This is a genomic window from Streptomyces termitum, assembly GCF_014650175.1.
Taxonomy (GTDB): Bacteria; Actinomycetota; Actinomycetes; order Streptomycetales; family Streptomycetaceae; genus Streptomyces; species Streptomyces termitum.
Map to the genome: position 1 here is coordinate 385,234 of NZ_BMUL01000001.1, position 17,082 is coordinate 402,315.

Here is a 17,082-nt window from a genome sequence, read left to right on the forward strand (position 1 = left end):
TACGTATGGTTACTGTCTCGCGACTGTCCCGCGCTGTCTCGACTGTCTTGGGTCACACCTCGGGTAGAGGGCCGCCACACAAGGAGGTGGACACGCATGAGCGTGCAGGACGTGGACGGTGTGGTTGCGGAGGATGCGGGCTGGGAGGTCGATCCCGGCGATGAGCCGGTCATGGCTGTTCTGGCCGTAGTCGGACGGCGCCTCAAGGATCGGCGAGAGCGGGCGGGCCTGAGCGCCGCAGAACTCGGCGACCTGACTGGTTACGGCGAGGACATGATCCGGAAGCTGGAGCGCGGCGACCGCATTCCGCGCCCCGAGTTCCTCGACAGGGCCGACGAGGTGCTCAACGCGGGCGGCGTCGTGGCGGACTTGAAGAACGACCTCAGGGAGGTCCGCTACCCGAAGCCGATCCGGGACCTCGCGAAGATGGAGGGGAAGGCGGTGGAGTTCAACATGTACACCAACTTCGACATCCACGGCCTGTTGCAGACGGACGAGTTCTCACGGTCGATCATGCAGGGCTGGCGGCCGATGTACACCCCGGCGCAACTGGAGAGGTACCTGGCGGCTCGTGAGGCCCGTCGGGGAGTGCTGATGAAGGACCCGGCGCCAGAGTTCAGTTTCGTCCAGGAAGAGGTGTCGCTGAGGCGGCCCGTCGGGGGGAGAATGGTGCTGCGCCGCCAACTGGAGCACATGCTGGAGGTGAGCGAGTTGCCCCACGTCTCGATTCAGGTAATGCCAACAGAGCGTGCGGAACACCCCGGTTCGAGCGGGGTGATCGAGATCCTCAAGTTCGCTGACGGCAAGGCTGTGGGCCGCATGGACGGGGACTTCGGTGGACGGCCGGTGTCCGACCCGAAACGCCTCCGGTTCCTGGACCTCCGCTATGGCATCATCCGCTCCATGGCCCTCACGCCAGTGGAATCGCGGGGCTTCATCGAACGATTGTTGGGAGAAACATGATCGGCACGTCCGACCTGGACTGGTTCAAGAGCAGCTACAGCAACGGCGGCAACGGCGAGACGTGCGTCGAGGTCGCCAACACCCCGGGCACCGTGCACGTCCGTGACTCCAAGAACATCGAAGGCCCCCGCCTGGCCTTCGGCCCGACCGCCTGGGCGGGGTTCGTGGCGCACAGCGCGGGGGAGTAATCGACGTACCTGACGGCTGAGGAAGGACGTGGACTCCGTGCCCGAGCTGACCTGGTTCAAGAGCAGCTATAGCGACAGCAGTAACGGCAACGACTGCATCGAGGTCGCCAACACCCCCGGCACGGTCCACGTCCGTGACTCCAAGAACATCGAGGGTCCCCGCCTGGCCTTCGGACCGACCGCGTGGGCGGGGTTCGTGGCGCACAGCGCGGGGGAGTAACCGACGTGGACTTCGTACCCGAGCTGACCTGGTTCAAGAGCAGCTACAGCAGCAGTGGCAACGGCGAGACGTGCGTCGAGGTCGCCGCTGCTTCCGGCACGGTGCACGTCCGTGACTCCAAGAACGTCGAGGGTCCCCGCCTCGCCTTCGGCCCGGCCGCGTGGGCGGGGTTCGTGGCGCACAGCGCGGGGGAGTAATCGACGTACTGCCTGACGGTTGAGGAAGGACGTGGACTTCGTGCCCGAACTGGACTGGTTCAAGAGCAGCTACAGCAACAGCAGCAACGGTGAGACGTGCGTCGAGGTCGCCAGCACCCCTGGCACCGTGCACGTCCGTGACTCCAAGAACGTCGAGGGCCCCCGCCTCGCCTTCGGCCCGGCCGCGTGGGCGGGGTTCGTGGCGCACCGCGCGGGGGAGTAACCGACGTGGACTTCGTACCCGAGCTGACCTGGTTCAAGAGCAGCTACAGCAGCAGCAGTAACGGCAACGACTGCGTCGAGGTCGCCAACACCCCCGGCACGGTCCACGTCCGTGACTCCAAGAACATCGAGGGCCCCCGCCTCGCCTTCGGCCCGGCCGCCTGGGCGGGGTTCGTGGCGCACCGCGCGGGGGAGTGACCGTCTTCGGGCCCGGCCCCGAAGGTCTATCGTGCCTCCATGGCGTTTGATCTGATCCGTATCGTTTCGCGTGATTCGCCGATGGCACTCGCCCAGGTGGAGCGTGTCCGCGCCGAGCTGGCCGCGCTCCACCCCGGCGTCACCACCGAGGTCCTGCCGGTGAAGACGACGGGCGACAAGTGGATGGGCGACCTCTCCCAGGTCGAGGGCAAGGGCGCCTTCACCAAGGAGGTCGACGCCGCGCTCCTCGCCGGGGAGGCCGACCTCGCGGTGCACTGCGTCAAGGACGTCCCGGCCGACCGGCCCCTCCCGGCGGGCACCGTCTTCGCCGCCTTCCTCAAGCGCGACGACATCCGCGACGCCCTGATCCACCCCGGCGGGCTCACGCTGGACGAACTGCCCGCCGGCACCCGGATCGGCACCTCCTCCGTACGGCGCGTCGCCCAGCTCGCGGCCTCCCACCCGCACCTGGAATGCGTCCCGATCCGGGGCAACGCCAACAAGCGCCTGGAGAAGCTCGCGGCCGGAGAGGCGGACGCGCTGCTCCTGGCCGTCGCCGGACTGGAACGCATCGGCCGCCCCGAGATCATCACCGAGATCCTGTCGACCGAGGCGATGATGCCGCCGATCGGCGCCGGGGTCCTCGCACTCCAGTGCCGAGAAGGCGACACGGAACTGATCGACCTGGTCAGCGGCCTCGGCGACCGCGGCGCCTACCGTGAGACACAGGCCGAACGGATGCTCCTGCACGTCCTCCAAGGACACTGCAACAGCCCCATCGCGGGCTTCGCCCGGGTCGAACGCGGCGGGGAACTCTCCCTGCGCGCCTGCGTCTTCTCCCCCGACGGCAAGACGATGCTGAACGCGCACGAATGGGCGGGCCGCCTCGACCCGGCGACCCTCGGAACCTCGGTCGCCGTCGCACTCCTCCGCCAGGGAGCGCGCGAAGTGATCGACTCCATCCCGCACTGAACCGACCCGACCCGACCCGACCCGGCCCGACCCGATTCGGCCGGGGCCGGACCGCTCGCCGGATCCGGGTCACGGGCGCGGGAAGCGGGCGCGCGGGGCGTCGACGCAGGTGTCCCGGGACGTGGGACCGCCGAACCGAAGACGGTCGTAGGCCGTGAACGCCGGTTCCAGCGCGTCGAGTTCGTCGACCAGCGCGTGCAGCCGCCCGGACCACCGCGCGGAACCGGCATCCGGCTCGTTCGCCGCCGCGCCGATCGCGGTCGTCAGGTGGTCCTTGCGCTGAATGGCGGCCGGGGTCACCGAGCGCAGGCACACGTACTGCCCGCTGAGATACGCGTCCCACTCCGCCCTCCCGGCGACCGGATCGGCCCAGTGGGCGGTGAACCACGCTTCGAGCGGCTCCACACCGCCGGCCTCACCGGCGAGGGCGAACAGGTCGGCCGGCACCATCTCGGCACCGTCGGAGCGCAGATACCCCGGAAGCGGCAGACGCCGCCCCAGCATCAGCCGGCGGACCGCGTCGGCGTCGCGGCCATGAATCGCGCACAGCTCCTCCAGGACGACGAACTGCGCGCTGACGTACGCGTCATCGGCATCGGTCATCGGATGGTCGCCGTTGACCTCGCGGAATCGCTCGGCGAGCCGCTGCTTCAGATCGGTCTCCGACATCGGGCCGCCTCCGGTGTTCACCAGCACGGGCACCTCCCGCACAGGACTCGGCACGCTACCGGCCGGACGATTCGGCCCCCACCGAACCCTCGCCGGAACCACGACGGCGAGAAGCCGTTGAAGGCTTCGGTCGCGCGCCGTGGGCGAACGGGTCGCCGAGGATGCCGGCGAGGCGGACGAGCCCGGGGCCGTCGTCGCCCTGGACCACCACGTAGACGGTGTGGTTCCAGCCGTGCCGGGCCGCGTACTCCCGGGCCCAGGCGAGAACCGCGTCCGCGTCGGAGTCCTCGGCGACTTCGAACTCATGGGCCGTGAGCCGGGGCACGTCCCAGAAGTAGACGCGGTAGCGGGCATGGTCCTGCTCCCAGACGGTGTCACGGGGATCGACCCGGCGGATCTTCATGCCCCGAGCGTAGGGGCGGCGGGCCCTGCCGGACTTCCGCGGCCCCGCCGCGGCCATCATCGACGCCGCCCGGAACCCGGCCGGTCACCGTACCGGCGCACCACCCGGACCGGAGGCCCGCACACCGCCGGTCCGCGGTGCGGAGAGGGCCGCCGCCCGGGACCCCGTACCGGAGGGTTTACCGCTGTCGGGTCAGGACGTACCGGTCGCCCGTGTCCGGCTCGCCGATCCAGGCGAAGACCGTCGGGCGCTCCTCCGTGCCGCCGATGCCCCAGCCGGAGGACAGGCCCGCGCAGTCCGCGATGCCGAGCTCCAACGGCAGCCCGGCACTCTCGCCCTCGGCCAGCCGCCACGTCCCGGCGCGGTCGCAGGTGCCGGACCGCTCGCCCGTGGCCGCGTACCCGGTGACGCCCTTCGCCGTCACCGTGCCGTCCGCCTCGAAGCGGAGGCTTCCGCCGTCGCCGTCCGTCCAGGTGCCGACCATGTCGGCCGCGGTGAGCCGGGGCGGTTCGTAGACCTTGAGGATGCCCGCGCCGTACGCCGCCGCCCCGGCCACGGCCGTCACCGCGAGCAGCCCCAGACCGCCCAGCGCCACGCGCCCGAGGACCCGCCAACGGGCCCCGGGAGCCCCGGGGTTGCCCGCCGCACGGGCGCACAGGGTCGCCGGTGCCAGCACGACGACGAGACCGAGGGCGAGGGCGGGATAGACCAGCAGGTCGCCGGGGCCGTCGAAGCCGGCCAGGAGCACGCAGGAGCCGATGAGCAGCGCCAGGGCGCCGGAGACGACCGCCACGGTGGCCAGGGTGAGCCGAGGGCTGTCGGGCCGGCCCGTACGGCGGGCCACCGCACGCCCGAGATGGACGAGGGGAAGCACCGCCGCCGCCGAGACGGCCAGCCCCGCGACCGCCGAGACCACCGCCAGCAGCACGAACGCGAACACGGTGCCGAACAGCCACCCGAGGCCGCCCTCGCCTCCATGGGACTCGAACCGCAAGCCGTACAGGACGCCGACCAGCGCGGCGAGCACGGCCTCGATCCCGAGGGCCACGGCCCCGACGGTGAACACCGCGCCGTTCCCGCCACCCGGAGGCCGCACAGGCCCGAACCCCTGCGGCGGCGGCCCGCTCGGATCCCCGGGAACCCCCGGCGATGTCGATCCCCAAGTCGGCTGCGTGGTCTGCGTCATGCGTCCTCCTCGTGTCCGGACACATCATGCTCCTGGGCACACCAGTGCGATGAAGGGGGGCGGGTCAGCCCTTCCGGACGCGGTCGGTGATCTCCGGCTGGGACGTGAAGCCGGCCGCCTCGTACGTCGCGATCGCGGCGGCGTTCTCCGTCGGGGTGTAGACGCGGACGCTCGACGCGCCCATCTCGCGGAGCGCGGCGGCCCCGGCGAGAGTGACCGCGCGGCCGAGGCCCCGGCCCCGGTGGTCCGCGTGGACGCCCATCGGCTCGACGAGACCCGGGCGCCCCGGACCGGCCGACCAGACCGTCACCACGGCCACGGGGGCGTCCCCGCCGTCGTAGATCCCCAGGCACCGGCCGTCGGCGGCGAACGGACCCGACGCCATCCCGTACCGGTACGCGGCGGAGGGCCGGTCCGTGCCGAACGCGGACCGCAGCACGGCGGCGAACTCCTCCGCCTGCTCCAGGCCCAGCTCCCCGACCCGTGCCCCCGGGTCCTCCACCGCCCCCGCGAGGTCGCGGTAGAGCGGCGTCCACGGCTCGTCCACGCCCCAGCCCCGGTCGGTCAGCCGGTCGTGGAGGAGCAGGCCGGGCGGCGCCTCGACGGACACCTCGCCCTCCGGGAAGACATCGCGGCCGGACAGCGAGAGGTCCTCGGCGAGCCGCTGCGCCAACTCCTCGTCGCGGAACGCGTCCGGGGCGACCGCCACCCGCAGCAGCGTCGGGCCGTCCAGCAGTCCGACGGCGAGAATCCGCCCGTCCCGGCTCCAGGTCCGGACGGCCGAAGCCGTCTCGGCCGCCCCGAAGCGGTAGTACCAACCGATGTCCCCGGGGTGCAGCTGCATCGGCGCCCCGTCGTCCTGCCACTCCCTCAACACCGCGAGGGCCCCGCGCACTTCGTCCACCGCCGGCGTGCTCAGCACAATCGTCATGCCGCCGATCCGACCCCGTCACGAGGGGAACACGCAACCGATTAACGTAGGCGGACCGGCGCCCGCCGCGCCGCCCTTCCCCGCCACGGAGGCGCCGTGAAACCCGTACCCCTCTGGAGATCCCTCGTGCCGGTGGCGGTCAACCTGCTGCTGGGCGTCCCGGCCGTCGTACCCGCCTTCCTCGTCTGGTACTACCTCACCAACGGGCCCCTCGCCGACCTGGGCTGGACCCGGCGCGACCCGAACGAGAACGACGGGATGCTCCTCTGGCTCGTCATCGTCGTCCCCGTCGTCGCCCTCTTCGCGACGGTGTGGGGGCTGGCCAACGGGTGGATGCGCCGCCGCACCGTCCCGGGCACGCCGCCGTACCCGTACTGGACGATCGCGACGGTCCTCACCCTCGCCCCGACCCTCGTGGCCGTCGGCCTCGGATGAGACGGCGACGCGCCCCGTACGCCCCCGGCCGCCCCTACGATCAGCCGATGAACGCTCCCGACGCCGCCGTCCTCCACGTGCCCGAGACGCCCGACCGTCCCGCCCTCGTCCTGCGCCCCTGGCGGACGGAGGACATCGCCGGGCTGATCGAGGCGTGCCGGGACCCCGTCCTGCGCCGGTGGACGACGACCGCCGTGGACGACGAGGCCGACGGGGAGCGCTGGGTGGAGACCCAGCGGCAGGGCTGGGCGTCCGGAACCCGCCTCGCCTTCGCCGTCCTGTCCCCCCGGGGCCGGCTCCTGGGCCACGCGGTCCTCAAGCGGAACGACCCCGGCGGCCCGGCCGGCGAGGTCGGCTACTGGACGACGGCCCGCGCCCGGGGCCGGGGCGTGGCCCCCCGCGCCCTGGAAGCCCTCACCCACTGGTCCTTCACCACCTTCGACGGCCTGGAACGCCTCGAACTCCTCCACCAGACCGACAACACGGCCTCCTGCCGGGTCGCCCAGAAGACCCGCTACCCCCTCGACCACGTCCTCCCCGCCGCCCCGCCCGCCTACCTCCGGGACGGCCACGTCCACGTGCGGCACGCGGGGGACTGAGCCCTCCGTCAGGCGGTCCGGGCGACCCGCAGGTTGGCACGGACCTGCTCGGTGATCGGGTGGTCCTGGCTCAGCGACTGTTCGCAGGCGGCGAGGACCGCCTCGTACAGGGGGACGGCGCGGTCCGGGCTGCCCGCCGCCAGGTACATGCTGGCGAGGTTGTTGCGTGCGGAGAGGGTGCGGGGGTGGTCGGGGCCCAGGACGCGTTCGAAGGCGGCGCAGCCCGTCTCGCACAGGGGGAGGGCACGGTCCAGGTCCCCCGCCGCCTCGTACACGCCGGCCAGGTTGATGCGCGCGATGAGGGTCTCGGGCCGGTCCGGGCCCAGGACCCGTTCGGAGTCGGCGAGGACCCTCTCGCTCAGCGGGACGGCGCGGTCCAGATCGCCCGCCGCCAGGTACGTGTGGGCGAGGTTGTTGCGCGAGACGAGCGTGTCGGAGTGGTCCTGGCCCAGGACCCGCTCGCGTGCGGAGAGGGTGGCCTCGTGCAGGGAGACGGCCCGTTCCAGGTCGCCCGCCGCCTTGTACGCGCCCGCGAGGTTGTTCCGCGTGATGAGCGTGTACGGATGGTCGGGGCCCAGGACGCGTTCGCAGTCGGCCAGGACGGCCTCGTACAGGGGGACGGCCCGGCGCGGGTCGCCCGCCGCCTCGTACGTGCCGGCGAGGTTGTTGCGGGAGGCCAGCACCTCGGGATGGTCCGGGCCGAGCGTGCGCTCCCGCGCGGCGAGCGCGCGCCGGAAACCGGCCAGGGCCGGCGCCAGCGCGCCCTGGTCCTCCCGGTAGGAGGCGGAGAGGTCGAGGACGGTGGCGGTGTCGGGGGTGTCGTGCTCGTCGGCGTGGTGGCCGGTGAGGGCGTCGACGTGGGGGAGGAGCGCCTGGCAGCGGGGCCAGTTCGCGGGATCCGCGTAGTCCGCGGGATAGGCGGCGACGAGGAGTGCCGTCGCGAGCCCCCGGGCCACTTCGATGTCCAGCGCCTGGCGGTGGGGGTCCTCGGCGTCGGGGGTGCGGGCGAGGGACTGGACCAGGCGGTGGACGGTGAGGCTGCCGTCGGGGTGGACGGTGATCATGTTGTAGGCCGCCAGCCTGCCGAGCGCCGCGTCGAGGTCGGGGGGCGGGGCGAGCGGGGCGAGCAGGTCGCGGGGGATGCGGTCGGAGGCGTACCAGGCCAGCAGGCGAAGGACGTTCCCCGCGTACGGGGTGGCCTCGACGCGGTCGAGGGTCAGGCGCCAGATGCGGGCGCAGGTGCGGGCCGAGTCGCCGCCCTCGGCGGTCGCGGCGTACATCGTCGCGGGCCAGGCCGCGAGCCGCTCCAGGTAGGCGAGCGGGCCGGTGCCGGTCTCCGCGCAGTAGGCGGCCGCCTGCTCGACGGCCAGCGCGAGGTGCCCGAGCTCCGCGCACAGCGCCTCGGCGCCGGTGAGGTCGCGCGGCCCGTGCTGGGTGAGGACGCGGGTGAACAGCTCGACCGCGTCCGCCGGGGCGAGGACGTCCAGGCGGACGACCGTGGCGTGGCGGTGCCAGCCGCTGGCCAGCCGGGTCGTGATCAGGACCCGGCCGCCCGGGACCCGGTCCAGGAGCGGGCGGACGTGGGCGGGCGACTCGACGTTGTCCAGGACCAGCAGCCACCGGTCCGGATGGTCGGCGAGCCACCGGATCGCGCGTTCGGCCTGCACCTCGGCGGGGAGGGCGGCCAGGCCGGGTTGCAGGGCGCGGGCCAGCGCCGCCGTCCCGGCGTCGACGGAGGCCGCGGTGTCGGCGGTGATCCACCACCGCACCGGCTCGTGCCGCCCGGCCGCCCACCGGGCGGCGAGCGCCGACTTCCCGACCCCTCCCAGCCCGTGCACCGCCTGGACGAGCACCTCGCCCGGGTCGGTGAACTTCTCTTCCAGAGAGGCGAGTTCGGACGTCCTTCCGGTGAAGTGGGCGGCGACGGCCGGAATGTTCGACACCCCGTGCCCCGCCGCGTCCGCCGGGATCGGACCGTGCGCCTCAGGGGAGAGGACGAACGCCTGCCCGGCCTCGATGTGCTGGGCCACCGAGCCGTTGACGTCGCCCCCGGCGACGATCGCCCCCTCGGACGCCTTCAATCCGGTGGGGCTCTCGTCCCCGGGCCGCTTCTTCGGGGCGAACCGCTTCCAGATCACGGGCGGTAGTCCGTGGTCGAGTCCTCGACGTCACCCCCGGCCGCGATCGAGCCGTCCCGGGCGGTGAGCCCGTCCGGCGACGCCGGGGCGGGAGCGGGCGTCGCGGGAGGCGTACCGGCGTACCGGGTGGAGGAACGGGTCACGTTCCCCCGCGCCGCGATCCCGCCCCGCTCCGCGACCACCGGGTCCGCCGGGGCGGGCGCGGGAGCGGGGGCGGGCGCCGGGGTCGCCGTCCGCAGCTGCCACAGCGCCGCGCCGGCCGCGATCACCCCCGCCACCGCGCCCACGACGCCCCAGCCCTGGGCGGAGCCCTCGGGGTGCTTCACCGTCACCCACACCAGCAGTCCGACCGCCGCCCCGGCCCCGACCAGGGCCAGCCCCCACCAACACACCCGCCGCCATGTCGCCATGTCCTCATGATGGACCAGCGGTACGGCTCAAGTCGCCGGTTCGGTACGGGTCATGAGCCGGGGCGGGAGAGGTCCTCCAGGTGCTCGATGCCCTGGTTGAGCTGGGTCAGCAGGGTGAGGAACCGGTGGGTGGTGGCCGGTTCCCAGCCGGTCGCCTCGATCAGGCGGGCGGTGCCTTCGAGGCTGATGGCGCGGTCGGCGCGGAGGCGCTCGATGCCGAGGGCGGTGGGGCGCAGGCGGCGGGCGATGCCGCCGTCGGGGTCCGGGATGCGTTCCACCAGGCCGTTCCTGAGCATGGCGTTCACCTGGCGGCTGATGGTGGAGACGTCCACCTGGAAGGTGTGCGCGAGCTCCTTCAGGGTGAGGGGGTCGCTGGTCTCCATGCGGGTGAGCAGGACGTACGCCGAGCGTTCGAGGACGTGGCCGCTGCGGGCGCCCCGGGCGCCGAGGAAGTGCCGCGACAGCAGGGTCAGCTCCCGTTCGAGATCGTCGAGCCGGCCTTCGCGCTCGTCCATGCCTCCGCCCTTCCCTGTCCGGTGCCCCCGTGCGCGGGGGAGTGCTCCGCTCATCCTCGCCCATCGGGTCCCCGGAGCGGACCCGAACCCTCCCGTGTTGTGCATGATGCAAGTCGTATGTACTGTGCAATGAATATGCAGAGTGCACATCCTCTGGGTGTGCGCCCCCGTTCCGAGTCCCCGTGCAGAGGAGCACCACCATGAACCGCCTCCAGGACAAGGTCGCCGTCATCACCGGGGCCGGCAGCGGCATCGGGCGCGCCGCCGCCCGGCTGATGGCCGCGCAGGGCGCCCGCGTCGTCGTCGCCGACCACGACGCCGACGCCGCCCGCGAGACCGCCGGACTCGTCACCGCCGGGGGCGGCGAGGCGCTGGCCCTCACGGTGGACGTCACGGAGGAGGCCTCCGTCGCCGCCATGACCGACGCCACCGTCGCGGAGTACGGCGCCCTGCACGTCCTGTGCAACCACGTCGGCGGCACCAACCCCCGTACCGACCTCGACGTGCTCCGCATGGACATGGCCGAATTCGACCGGGCCGTCGCCCTCAACATCCGCAGCACCCTCCTCGGGTCCCGCCGCGCGATCCCGCACATGATCCGCGCCGGTGGCGGCTCCGTCATCAACACCGCCTCCGTGGCCGCCCTCGTCGGCGACGTCCTCCAGACCTCCTACGGCGCGGTCAAGGCCGCCGTCGTCAGCCTCACCAAGTCCCTCGCCACCCAGTACGGTCCCCACGGCATCCGCTGCAACGCCATCGCCCCCGGCGCCGTCATGACCCCCGCCCTGGAGAACAACCTCCCCCAGGAGGTCATCGACAGCCTCCTCGCGGTCAACGCCCTGCCCTACCTCGGCGCCCCCGAGGACATCGCCCACGCCATGGTCTTCCTCGCCTCCGACGAGTCCCGCTACCTCACCGGCCAGCTCCTCGTCGTCGACGGCGGCATGACCACCCAGTCCCCGGCCGCCCCGGGCCGCCGCGCCATGCTTCCCGCCTAGGGGGCGTCCGGGGGCGCCGTCAGGCCAGGGCCGTGGTCAGCAGGGCGAAGGCGGCGACGATGACGGCGACGCGGGCGTAGTGGTAGCGGTCCCAGCGGTCGCTCTGCTCCTTCCAGTCGGCGGGCCGGTTCTCGGGGGTCCACGTCTTGCCCCGGTTGTTGATCGGGACGAGCAGCAGCACCGACATCAGCACGCTCACGACCAGCAGCGCGCCGGCGGTGACGACGAGGCCGGTGCCGGGGCGGCCCCATCCGGCGACGGCCCAGACGGCGGCGAGGGCGAGCGAGCCGAAGTACCAGAACGGCATCGCCGCGCCGAGCATCCGGCCGCCGTGGGAGCGGGCGAGCTGGGCGCTGTCCTCGGGCAGCGCCTTGAAGATCGGGTTCATGACGAAGGCGACGGAGAGCTCCACCCCCACCATCAGGCCGACGGTCACCACAGTGAAGACCTCAAGCGCGTCGAACATGACGACCCCTCCAGGATCTAGCGTTGCTAGCAAGTAGTTCAACGCTAGACCTATCATCGCTCGATTGTCTAGCGGTGCTAGCATCGAGTCATGTCGGTACAGGAACGCAAGCAGCGCGAACGGGCGGACCGCGAGCGCCTCATCGTGGCCACCGCCCGCGAACTCGCCGAGCGGCAGGGCTGGGACGCGGTCACCACCCGCCGCCTCGCCGAGCGCATCGAGTACAGCCAGCCCGTCCTCTACAGCCACTTCCGGGGCAAGCGCGAGATCATCGGCGCCGTCGCCCTCGAAGGCGCCGCCGAGCTGGCCGCCGCGCTGCGAGCCGCGACCCGCGACGCGGCCGAACCCCGTGACGGAGCCGGGTCCCGCGACGCGGCCGGGCCGCAGGACGGGGCCGGGCCGCAGGATGGGGCCGGTCTATGGGACGGGGTCGGGCCGCAGGACGGGGCTGGTCTACGGGACGGCGCCGGGGCGCAGGGCTGGGGCGGGTCCCGCGCCGAGGGCGGTTCGCGCGCACGGGTCACCGCGCTCGCCCGCGCCTACCTCGACTTCGCCGCCCGCAACCCGGCGGTCTACGACGCGATGTTCCGTCTCGACGGCGGCCTGGCCTTCGCCCGGGAGGACACCCCCGCCCCGCTCAAGGACGCCTTCGCCGCCTTCCTGGAGACCCTCGGCGAGGTCGCCGGGGAGGGCGTCCACCCGGCACTCTTCACCGAGGTCTTCTGGGCCGCGCTGCACGGCCTGGCCACCCTCACCCGCGAGGGCCGGCTCCCCCCGGCCGACGCTGAACGGCGCACGGAACTGCTGGTGGACCGCCTCGCCGCCTTCTGAACCGGCCCGGTCCGCCGGACCGGTCCTAGTACTTCATCAGGGTCTCGAAGCCCACCGCCGAGCAGTAGGCGGAGATCCGCCCCTCCGCGTACCGGTCGTTCGCGGAGACCGCGTCCCCCGTGTCGCGCAGGACGTGGCTGCCCCCGTGGTCCAGGTGGTGGCGGTCGAGGACCTTCGCGGCCGTCACGACCGCCGAGGAGGCCAGGACGAGGTCGTTCCCGTAGCCCTTCTCCGGCGGGTCATGGGCGAGCCGCTGCCACAGGGAGAGGTCCTGGCAGTAGTCCTCCCGCCAGGCCGCCACGTCCTCCGGGGCGGGCTCCTCCGCGCCGCATCCCGCCAGCGCTCCGACCAGTGCCGCCGCCAGGAGCAGTGCGGCCGGTCCCCCGCGCGTCCCACGCATCCGGGCCCCCTCTCGTCTTGTCGGGAGCATGCTAGGCACGGCTCCGGCGGTCCCGTGCTCCGCCGTGGTTTTTAAAGGGATGTGGACGGCCGAAACGCTTTGTTACGGTGACCGAATGGCGTCGATCAAGAAGTTCCAGGTCACCATCGACTGCGCGGACCCGGTCCGCCTCGCCCGGTTCTGGTGCGAGGTGCTGGGATACGTGATCCCGGCGGAGGAGGAGGACGAGGACCCCGCGACCGTCCAGTACTTCGCGTGCGTCGACCCCTCCGGGGAGGGCCCGCGCGTGCTGTTCCAGCGGGTCCCCGAGGGCAAGGCCGTCAAGAACCGGGTCCACCTCGACGTGCGGGCCGGCACCGGCCTCGTCGGCGACGAGCGCCTCGCCGTGCTCACGGCCGAGCGCGACCGGCTCGTCGCCCTCGGCGCGGTGTGCGACAAGGTCCTCCTCGCCGACGGCGAGAACGAGTCCTGCATCAACATGCGGGACATCGAGGGCAACGAGTTCTGCCTCGACTGAGCCGCCCGTCCCTCCGCCGCCCGCCCGTCAGTCCGTCCGGTCGTCCGCCCGGGGGAGCGTCAGGCGGAACGCGGCGCCGCCGTCCGCGCCCGCCCCGGCCGTGAGCGTGCCGCCGTGCCGCTCGGCCAGGTCGCGGGCGATGGACAGGCCCAGGCCCGCGCCGCCCTCGTCGCGGCCCCGGGCCTCGTCGAGCCGTACGAAGCGCTCGAAGATCCGCTCCCGGTCCCCGGGCGCGACGCCGTGGCCGTCGTCGGTCACGGTGAGCACCGCGTCCGGGCCCTCCGCGCGCAGCTCCACGGTGATCCGGGAGGCCGCGTGCCGGCGGGCGTTGTCGAGGAGGTTGTCCAGGACGCGGGCCAGCCGCCCCCGGTGCCCGCGCACCTCCACCGGCCCGTCCGGCACCCGGACGACCACGGCGACCGGCCCCGCCGCCCCTTCCGGCCCCTCCACCGCCTCCGTCGCCTCCCGCACCAGTCCCGTCAGGTCCACCCGGGCCCGCGCCGCCGGTTCGCCCGCGTCGAGACGGGCCAGGAGGAGCAGGTCGGCGGCCAGGTGCTGGAGGCGTACGACGTCGTGCAGCAGGTCCGGCAGGTCGAGGAGGTCCGGATGCTGCTGGGCCACCTCGATCTGGGTGCGCAGCGAGGCGATCGGACTGCGCAGCTCGTGCGAGGCGTCCGCGACGAAGCGGTGCCGCCGCTCCACGGACCGCTGGAGCGCGGCCAGCGTCTCGTTCGTGGTGCGGGCCAGCCGCGCCACCTCGTCCCGCGCGTCCGGCTCGGGCACCCGCCGGTCCAGGTCGCCGCTGCCGGTGATCTCGGCCATCTCGGCGCGGATGTCCTCCACCGGCCGCAGCGCCCGCCCCGTGCCCAGCCAGGTCACCCCGGCCACGACGGCCAGCAGGAACGGCAGGCCGATCAGCATGGCCCGGACGACCTGGTCCAGGGTGGCCCGCTCCTCGTCCAGGGACGACCCGGCGTAGACGGTGTAGGCCCGGCCCTCGTAGGTCGTGCCCGCGACCGCCGCGAAGCGGAAGGTGCGGGTCTCGCCGCCGTCCCGCAGCGTCACCGTCCGCAGCTCGGTCCCGGTGCCGACCTTCCCCCGGTCCGGCACGTCGTCCCGGTCGTCGTCCGGCTCCTCGGGGGGCGTACTGCTCCGGGGCGCGGGCCCGGTGACGACGACCGCCCGGTGCGCGGGCACCCCCGGCCCCGCCGCCACCACCCCGCCCGCGCCGTCCACGACCTGGACCGGGTGTTCGGCGTCGCCGCGCAGGTCCAGCGCCCCGAAGTCCCCTTCCAGGGCCGCCTGGGAGCCGGCCACGGTCCGGGCGGCGACCTCGGCCCGCAGCCCGGCCCGGTCCGCGAGGTCGTGCCGCAGCACGGCGGCGACGACGATCCCCGCCGCGACCAGGGCGAGCGACACCACGACCGTGGTGGCCAGCGTCGTGCGGGCCCGGACCGAGGCGAAGGGCCTACGCCGGGCCACGGCGCCCCCCGGCGGCCTCCAGCCGGTACCCGGCACCGCGCACGGTGGTGATGGACCGCCGCGCGAACGGGGCGTCGATCTTGCGACGCAGGGCGCTGACGTACACCTCGACGATGTTCGGATCGCCGTCGAAGGCCATGTCCCAGACGTGGTCGAGGATCTCGGCCTTGGACACCACCCGGCCCGCGTGCACCGCCAGGTGCTCCAGGACCGCGAACTCCTTCGTGGTCAGCTCCACCGCCGTGCCGTCCCGCTCCACCCGCCGGGCCGCCCGGTCCAGGACCAGGTCCCCCACCCGCAGCGACGGCGGCCCGCCGCCGGTGCGGCGGCGCAGCAGGGCCCGGACCCGGGCCTGGAGGACGACGTACGAGAACGGCTTGGTCAGGTAGTCGTCCGCACCGGTGTCCAGCCCCTCCGCCTCGTCGTACACGCCGTCCTTCGCGGTCAGCATGAGGATCGGCACGTCCCGGCCGGCGGCCCGCAGCCGGGCGCAGATCCGGTAGCCGTTCAGGCCGGGCAGCATGATGTCCAGGACGACCAGGTCGTACGTCCCCTCCAGCGCCAGCCGCAGCCCGGTCGGGCCGTCGTGCGCCAGGTCCACCGCGTACCCGTCGGCCTCCAGACCCCGCCCCAGGGCGGCGGCCAGACGCTTCTCGTCCTCCACGATCAGCAGGCGCATACCTCAAGCGTCCCAGACGGAAGGGGCGGGAGGCCGGTCAACCTGAAGGGATCTTCAGGGTGGTTCAGGTGGGCTTCAGGCCGCCCGGTCATGGTGAAGGAAACGCCGCGACCCCGAACGGAACGGAAGGCGCTCCCATGAAGTCGATCAAGCAGCAGAAGGCCGCCGGCCACCGCCGCACCGCCACCGCCGCCCTCGCCGCCGCCCTGGCCCTCGGCGGCGCCGGAGCCGCGACCGCCGCCGGCATGGCCTCCGCCGCCGCCGACAGCGGCGGCGGCACGCACGCGACCATGCGGGCGAATCCCGAAGTCGACATCAAGGCGGCCGCCGCCACCGCCATGAAGACCGTGTCCGGCACCGTGACCTCCGTCGACCTGGAGGGCGGCGGCAAGCAGAGCTGGAAGGTCGACATCATCGACGCCAAGGGCACCGAGCACCAGATCGCCGTCGACGCCACCAGCGGCAAGGTCACCGGCAACAAGGTCGACCAGGACAACGACGCCGACAACAAGGACGAGGCCGCCCTCGCCAAGTCGGCGAAGACCACCCTGCCGAAGGCCGTGGACGCCGCCCGCGCGAAGACCGCGGGCACCGCCACCTCCGCCGAACTGGAGAAGGAGCACGGCAAGGCCGTCTGGGACGTCGACGTCTCCGACGCCAAGGGCACGGAGCACGAGGTCACCGTCGACGACGCCACCGGCAGGGCCACCGCCTCCACCGTCGACACCCACCACGACGAGTACGGCACGAGCGACGACCACACCGCCTCGGACCCCCATGGCACCTGATCCGGAACCTGGTCCGGGACCTCGTCCGCCCCTGACCCCGGGCCAGGATCAGGGGCGGCACCGGTCCCGGGCCCGGATCAGGACCCGGGCCGGGGCCGGTCGAGGGCGTACACGCGGACCGCGCGGTGCGGGCCGGGAGTCACCGTCTCCCGGTCCAGCACCATGCCCAGCTTCTCCGTGATCCGCTCGGAGGCGCGGTTCCCGGTCTGGACGACGCTCACCACCCGGTCGAGACCGGCCTCCCCGAAGCCGTACGCGAGCGCCGCCCGCGCCGCCTCCGTGGCGAGGCCCCGCCCCCAGTGCGCGCGGTCCAGCCGCCAGCCGATCTCGACGGCCGGCAGGATCTCCGGCAGGAAGAGGGGGACGGCCAGCCCGGCGAAGCCCAGCATCCGGCCGGTGGCCCTCTCCTCCAGCGCGAACAGGCCGAACCCCTGCTCCTCCCACGACCGTTCGGCCGCCTCGATGCCCGCCCGGGTCGTCTCCTCGTCCCGCGTCGTGCCGTCCCCGATCCAGCGCATCACCTCCGGGTCGGCGTTCACCCCGGCCATCGGCGCCAGGTCCTCCTCCCGCCACCGCCGCAGCACCAGCCGCTCCGTCTCCAGCCTCATCGGGCTCCTTCCCCTTCGTCAGCGCGCGGTCCGAATCCCGCCAGCGGCCGGCCGGGGCCGGGGCGAC

The 17,082-nt window shown here is 73.4% G+C and carries 25 protein-coding genes; 13 read left to right on the plus strand and 12 right to left on the minus strand.

The window, feature by feature from the left end; all coding sequences use genetic code 11:
• Positions 1-96 precede the first annotated feature (96 nt).
• The 7 genes from IE219_RS01800 to hemC are packed head-to-tail and all read left to right on the plus strand — an operon-like array spanning position 97 to position 2,960.
• Positions 97-963 (plus strand): helix-turn-helix domain-containing protein, encoded by an 867-nt coding sequence (locus IE219_RS01800; RefSeq protein WP_189974676.1) that lies wholly within the window; start codon positions 97-99, stop codon positions 961-963.
• On the plus strand, positions 960-1,151 hold the full coding sequence (locus IE219_RS01805; protein ID WP_189974677.1) for a DUF397 domain-containing protein: 192 nt from the start codon (positions 960-962) through the stop codon (positions 1,149-1,151). Before IE219_RS01800 ends, IE219_RS01805 begins: the two co-directional genes overlap by 4 nt.
• 28 nt (positions 1,152-1,179) lie before the next feature.
• Positions 1,180-1,371, plus strand: a complete 192-nt coding sequence (locus IE219_RS01810) for a DUF397 domain-containing protein (RefSeq protein ID WP_229849534.1) — start codon at positions 1,180-1,182, stop codon at positions 1,369-1,371.
• A gap of 5 nt (positions 1,372-1,376) precedes the next feature.
• Entirely contained in the window at positions 1,377-1,568 is a 192-nt protein-coding gene (locus tag IE219_RS01815; protein ID WP_189974678.1) for a DUF397 domain-containing protein, read from the plus strand.
• 31 nt (positions 1,569-1,599) lie between these two features.
• Positions 1,600-1,791 (plus strand): DUF397 domain-containing protein, encoded by a 192-nt coding sequence (locus IE219_RS01820; protein WP_229849535.1) that lies wholly within the window; start codon positions 1,600-1,602, stop codon positions 1,789-1,791.
• A 5-nt stretch (positions 1,792-1,796) separates the two neighbouring features.
• Entirely contained in the window at positions 1,797-1,988 is a 192-nt protein-coding gene (locus IE219_RS01825) for a DUF397 domain-containing protein (RefSeq protein WP_189974680.1), read from the plus strand.
• A gap of 39 nt (positions 1,989-2,027) precedes the next feature.
• Positions 2,028-2,960, plus strand: coding sequence for a hydroxymethylbilane synthase (gene hemC / locus IE219_RS01830; protein ID WP_189974681.1), 933 nt, complete (start codon positions 2,028-2,030; stop codon positions 2,958-2,960).
• Between the two features lie 69 nt (positions 2,961-3,029).
• On the opposite strand, the gene IE219_RS01835 is transcribed toward hemC, so the two are convergent.
• The 4 genes from IE219_RS01835 to IE219_RS01850 all read right to left on the minus strand — a co-directional run bounded on the left by IE219_RS01835 (position 3,030) and on the right by IE219_RS01850 (position 6,149).
• Entirely contained in the window at positions 3,030-3,629 is a 600-nt protein-coding gene (locus IE219_RS01835) for a DUF6058 family natural product biosynthesis protein (protein WP_189974969.1), read from the minus strand.
• Positions 3,630-3,684: 55 nt separating this feature from the next.
• Positions 3,685-4,032 carry a hypothetical protein gene (locus IE219_RS01840; RefSeq protein WP_189974682.1) on the minus strand — a complete coding sequence of 116 codons (348 nt, stop codon included), beginning with the start codon at positions 4,030-4,032 and terminating at the stop codon, positions 3,685-3,687.
• Positions 4,033-4,210: 178 nt separating this feature from the next.
• Positions 4,211-5,080, minus strand: a complete 870-nt coding sequence (locus IE219_RS01845; RefSeq protein WP_189974683.1) for a hypothetical protein — start codon at positions 5,078-5,080, stop codon at positions 4,211-4,213.
• Positions 5,081-5,282: 202 nt separating this feature from the next.
• Positions 5,283-6,149, minus strand: coding sequence for a GNAT family N-acetyltransferase (locus IE219_RS01850; protein ID WP_189974684.1), 867 nt, complete (start codon positions 6,147-6,149; stop codon positions 5,283-5,285).
• Positions 6,150-6,245: 96 nt separating this feature from the next.
• Between IE219_RS01850 and IE219_RS01855 the strand changes: the two genes are divergently transcribed.
• Positions 6,246-6,584, plus strand: coding sequence for a hypothetical protein (locus IE219_RS01855; RefSeq protein ID WP_189974685.1), 339 nt, complete (start codon positions 6,246-6,248; stop codon positions 6,582-6,584).
• Positions 6,585-6,631: 47 nt separating this feature from the next.
• The gene (locus IE219_RS01860) at positions 6,632-7,183 is read left to right on the plus strand and encodes a GNAT family N-acetyltransferase (RefSeq protein WP_189974686.1); all 552 of its coding nucleotides are present in this window, start codon (positions 6,632-6,634) and stop codon (positions 7,181-7,183) included.
• A gap of 8 nt (positions 7,184-7,191) precedes the next feature.
• On the opposite strand, the gene IE219_RS01865 is transcribed toward IE219_RS01860, so the two are convergent.
• Genes IE219_RS01865 through IE219_RS01875 form a run of 3 tightly spaced genes read right to left on the minus strand, consistent with a single transcriptional unit; the run spans position 7,192 to position 10,246 of the window.
• Positions 7,192-9,321 carry a tetratricopeptide repeat protein gene (locus IE219_RS01865; protein WP_189974687.1) on the minus strand — a complete coding sequence of 710 codons (2,130 nt, stop codon included), beginning with the start codon at positions 9,319-9,321 and terminating at the stop codon, positions 7,192-7,194.
• The gene (locus tag IE219_RS01870; protein ID WP_189974688.1) at positions 9,318-9,731 is read right to left on the minus strand and encodes a hypothetical protein; all 414 of its coding nucleotides are present in this window, start codon (positions 9,729-9,731) and stop codon (positions 9,318-9,320) included. The genes IE219_RS01865 and IE219_RS01870 overlap by 4 nt, the downstream gene beginning before the upstream one ends.
• 50 nt (positions 9,732-9,781) lie before the next feature.
• On the minus strand, positions 9,782-10,246 hold the full coding sequence (locus IE219_RS01875) for a MarR family winged helix-turn-helix transcriptional regulator (protein WP_189974689.1): 465 nt from the start codon (positions 10,244-10,246) through the stop codon (positions 9,782-9,784).
• A gap of 200 nt (positions 10,247-10,446) precedes the next feature.
• Between IE219_RS01875 and IE219_RS01880 the strand changes: the two genes are divergently transcribed.
• Positions 10,447-11,244 (plus strand): SDR family NAD(P)-dependent oxidoreductase, encoded by a 798-nt coding sequence (locus tag IE219_RS01880; protein ID WP_189974690.1) that lies wholly within the window; start codon positions 10,447-10,449, stop codon positions 11,242-11,244.
• A gap of 19 nt (positions 11,245-11,263) precedes the next feature.
• Here the strand turns inward: IE219_RS01880 and IE219_RS01885 are convergent, their stop codons facing one another.
• Complete coding sequence (locus IE219_RS01885; protein WP_189974691.1) at positions 11,264-11,710, minus strand: anthrone oxygenase family protein; 447 nt, start codon at positions 11,708-11,710, stop codon at positions 11,264-11,266.
• A 90-nt stretch (positions 11,711-11,800) separates the two neighbouring features.
• On the opposite strand from IE219_RS01885, the gene IE219_RS01890 reads away from it, so the two are divergent.
• Positions 11,801-12,541 carry a TetR/AcrR family transcriptional regulator gene (locus IE219_RS01890; protein ID WP_189974692.1) on the plus strand — a complete coding sequence of 247 codons (741 nt, stop codon included), beginning with the start codon at positions 11,801-11,803 and terminating at the stop codon, positions 12,539-12,541.
• 25 nt (positions 12,542-12,566) lie between these two features.
• On the opposite strand, the gene IE219_RS01895 is transcribed toward IE219_RS01890, so the two are convergent.
• Positions 12,567-12,941, minus strand: coding sequence for a hypothetical protein (locus IE219_RS01895; RefSeq protein ID WP_189974693.1), 375 nt, complete (start codon positions 12,939-12,941; stop codon positions 12,567-12,569).
• A gap of 115 nt (positions 12,942-13,056) precedes the next feature.
• Here IE219_RS01895 and IE219_RS01900 point away from each other — a divergent pair, with 115 nt between their 5' ends.
• The gene (locus IE219_RS01900; RefSeq protein ID WP_189974694.1) at positions 13,057-13,458 is read left to right on the plus strand and encodes a VOC family protein; all 402 of its coding nucleotides are present in this window, start codon (positions 13,057-13,059) and stop codon (positions 13,456-13,458) included.
• 27 nt (positions 13,459-13,485) lie between these two features.
• Here the strand turns inward: IE219_RS01900 and IE219_RS01905 are convergent, their stop codons facing one another.
• Both IE219_RS01905 and IE219_RS01910 read right to left on the minus strand, forming a co-directional pair.
• Positions 13,486-14,940: a sensor histidine kinase gene (locus tag IE219_RS01905; protein ID WP_189974695.1), complete on the minus strand. Its 1,455-nt coding sequence runs from the start codon at positions 14,938-14,940 to the stop codon at positions 13,486-13,488.
• The gene (locus IE219_RS01910; protein ID WP_189974696.1) at positions 14,927-15,619 is read right to left on the minus strand and encodes a response regulator transcription factor; all 693 of its coding nucleotides are present in this window, start codon (positions 15,617-15,619) and stop codon (positions 14,927-14,929) included. Before IE219_RS01910 ends, IE219_RS01905 begins: the two co-directional genes overlap by 14 nt.
• Before the next feature lie 137 nt (positions 15,620-15,756).
• On the opposite strand from IE219_RS01910, the gene IE219_RS01915 reads away from it, so the two are divergent.
• Positions 15,757-16,407: a PepSY domain-containing protein gene (locus IE219_RS01915; protein ID WP_189974697.1), complete on the plus strand. Its 651-nt coding sequence runs from the start codon at positions 15,757-15,759 to the stop codon at positions 16,405-16,407.
• Positions 16,408-16,484: 77 nt separating this feature from the next.
• Here the strand turns inward: IE219_RS01915 and IE219_RS01920 are convergent, their stop codons facing one another.
• Positions 16,485-17,015 (minus strand): GNAT family N-acetyltransferase, encoded by a 531-nt coding sequence (locus IE219_RS01920; RefSeq protein WP_189974698.1) that lies wholly within the window; start codon positions 17,013-17,015, stop codon positions 16,485-16,487.
• Positions 17,016-17,082 lie beyond the last annotated feature (67 nt).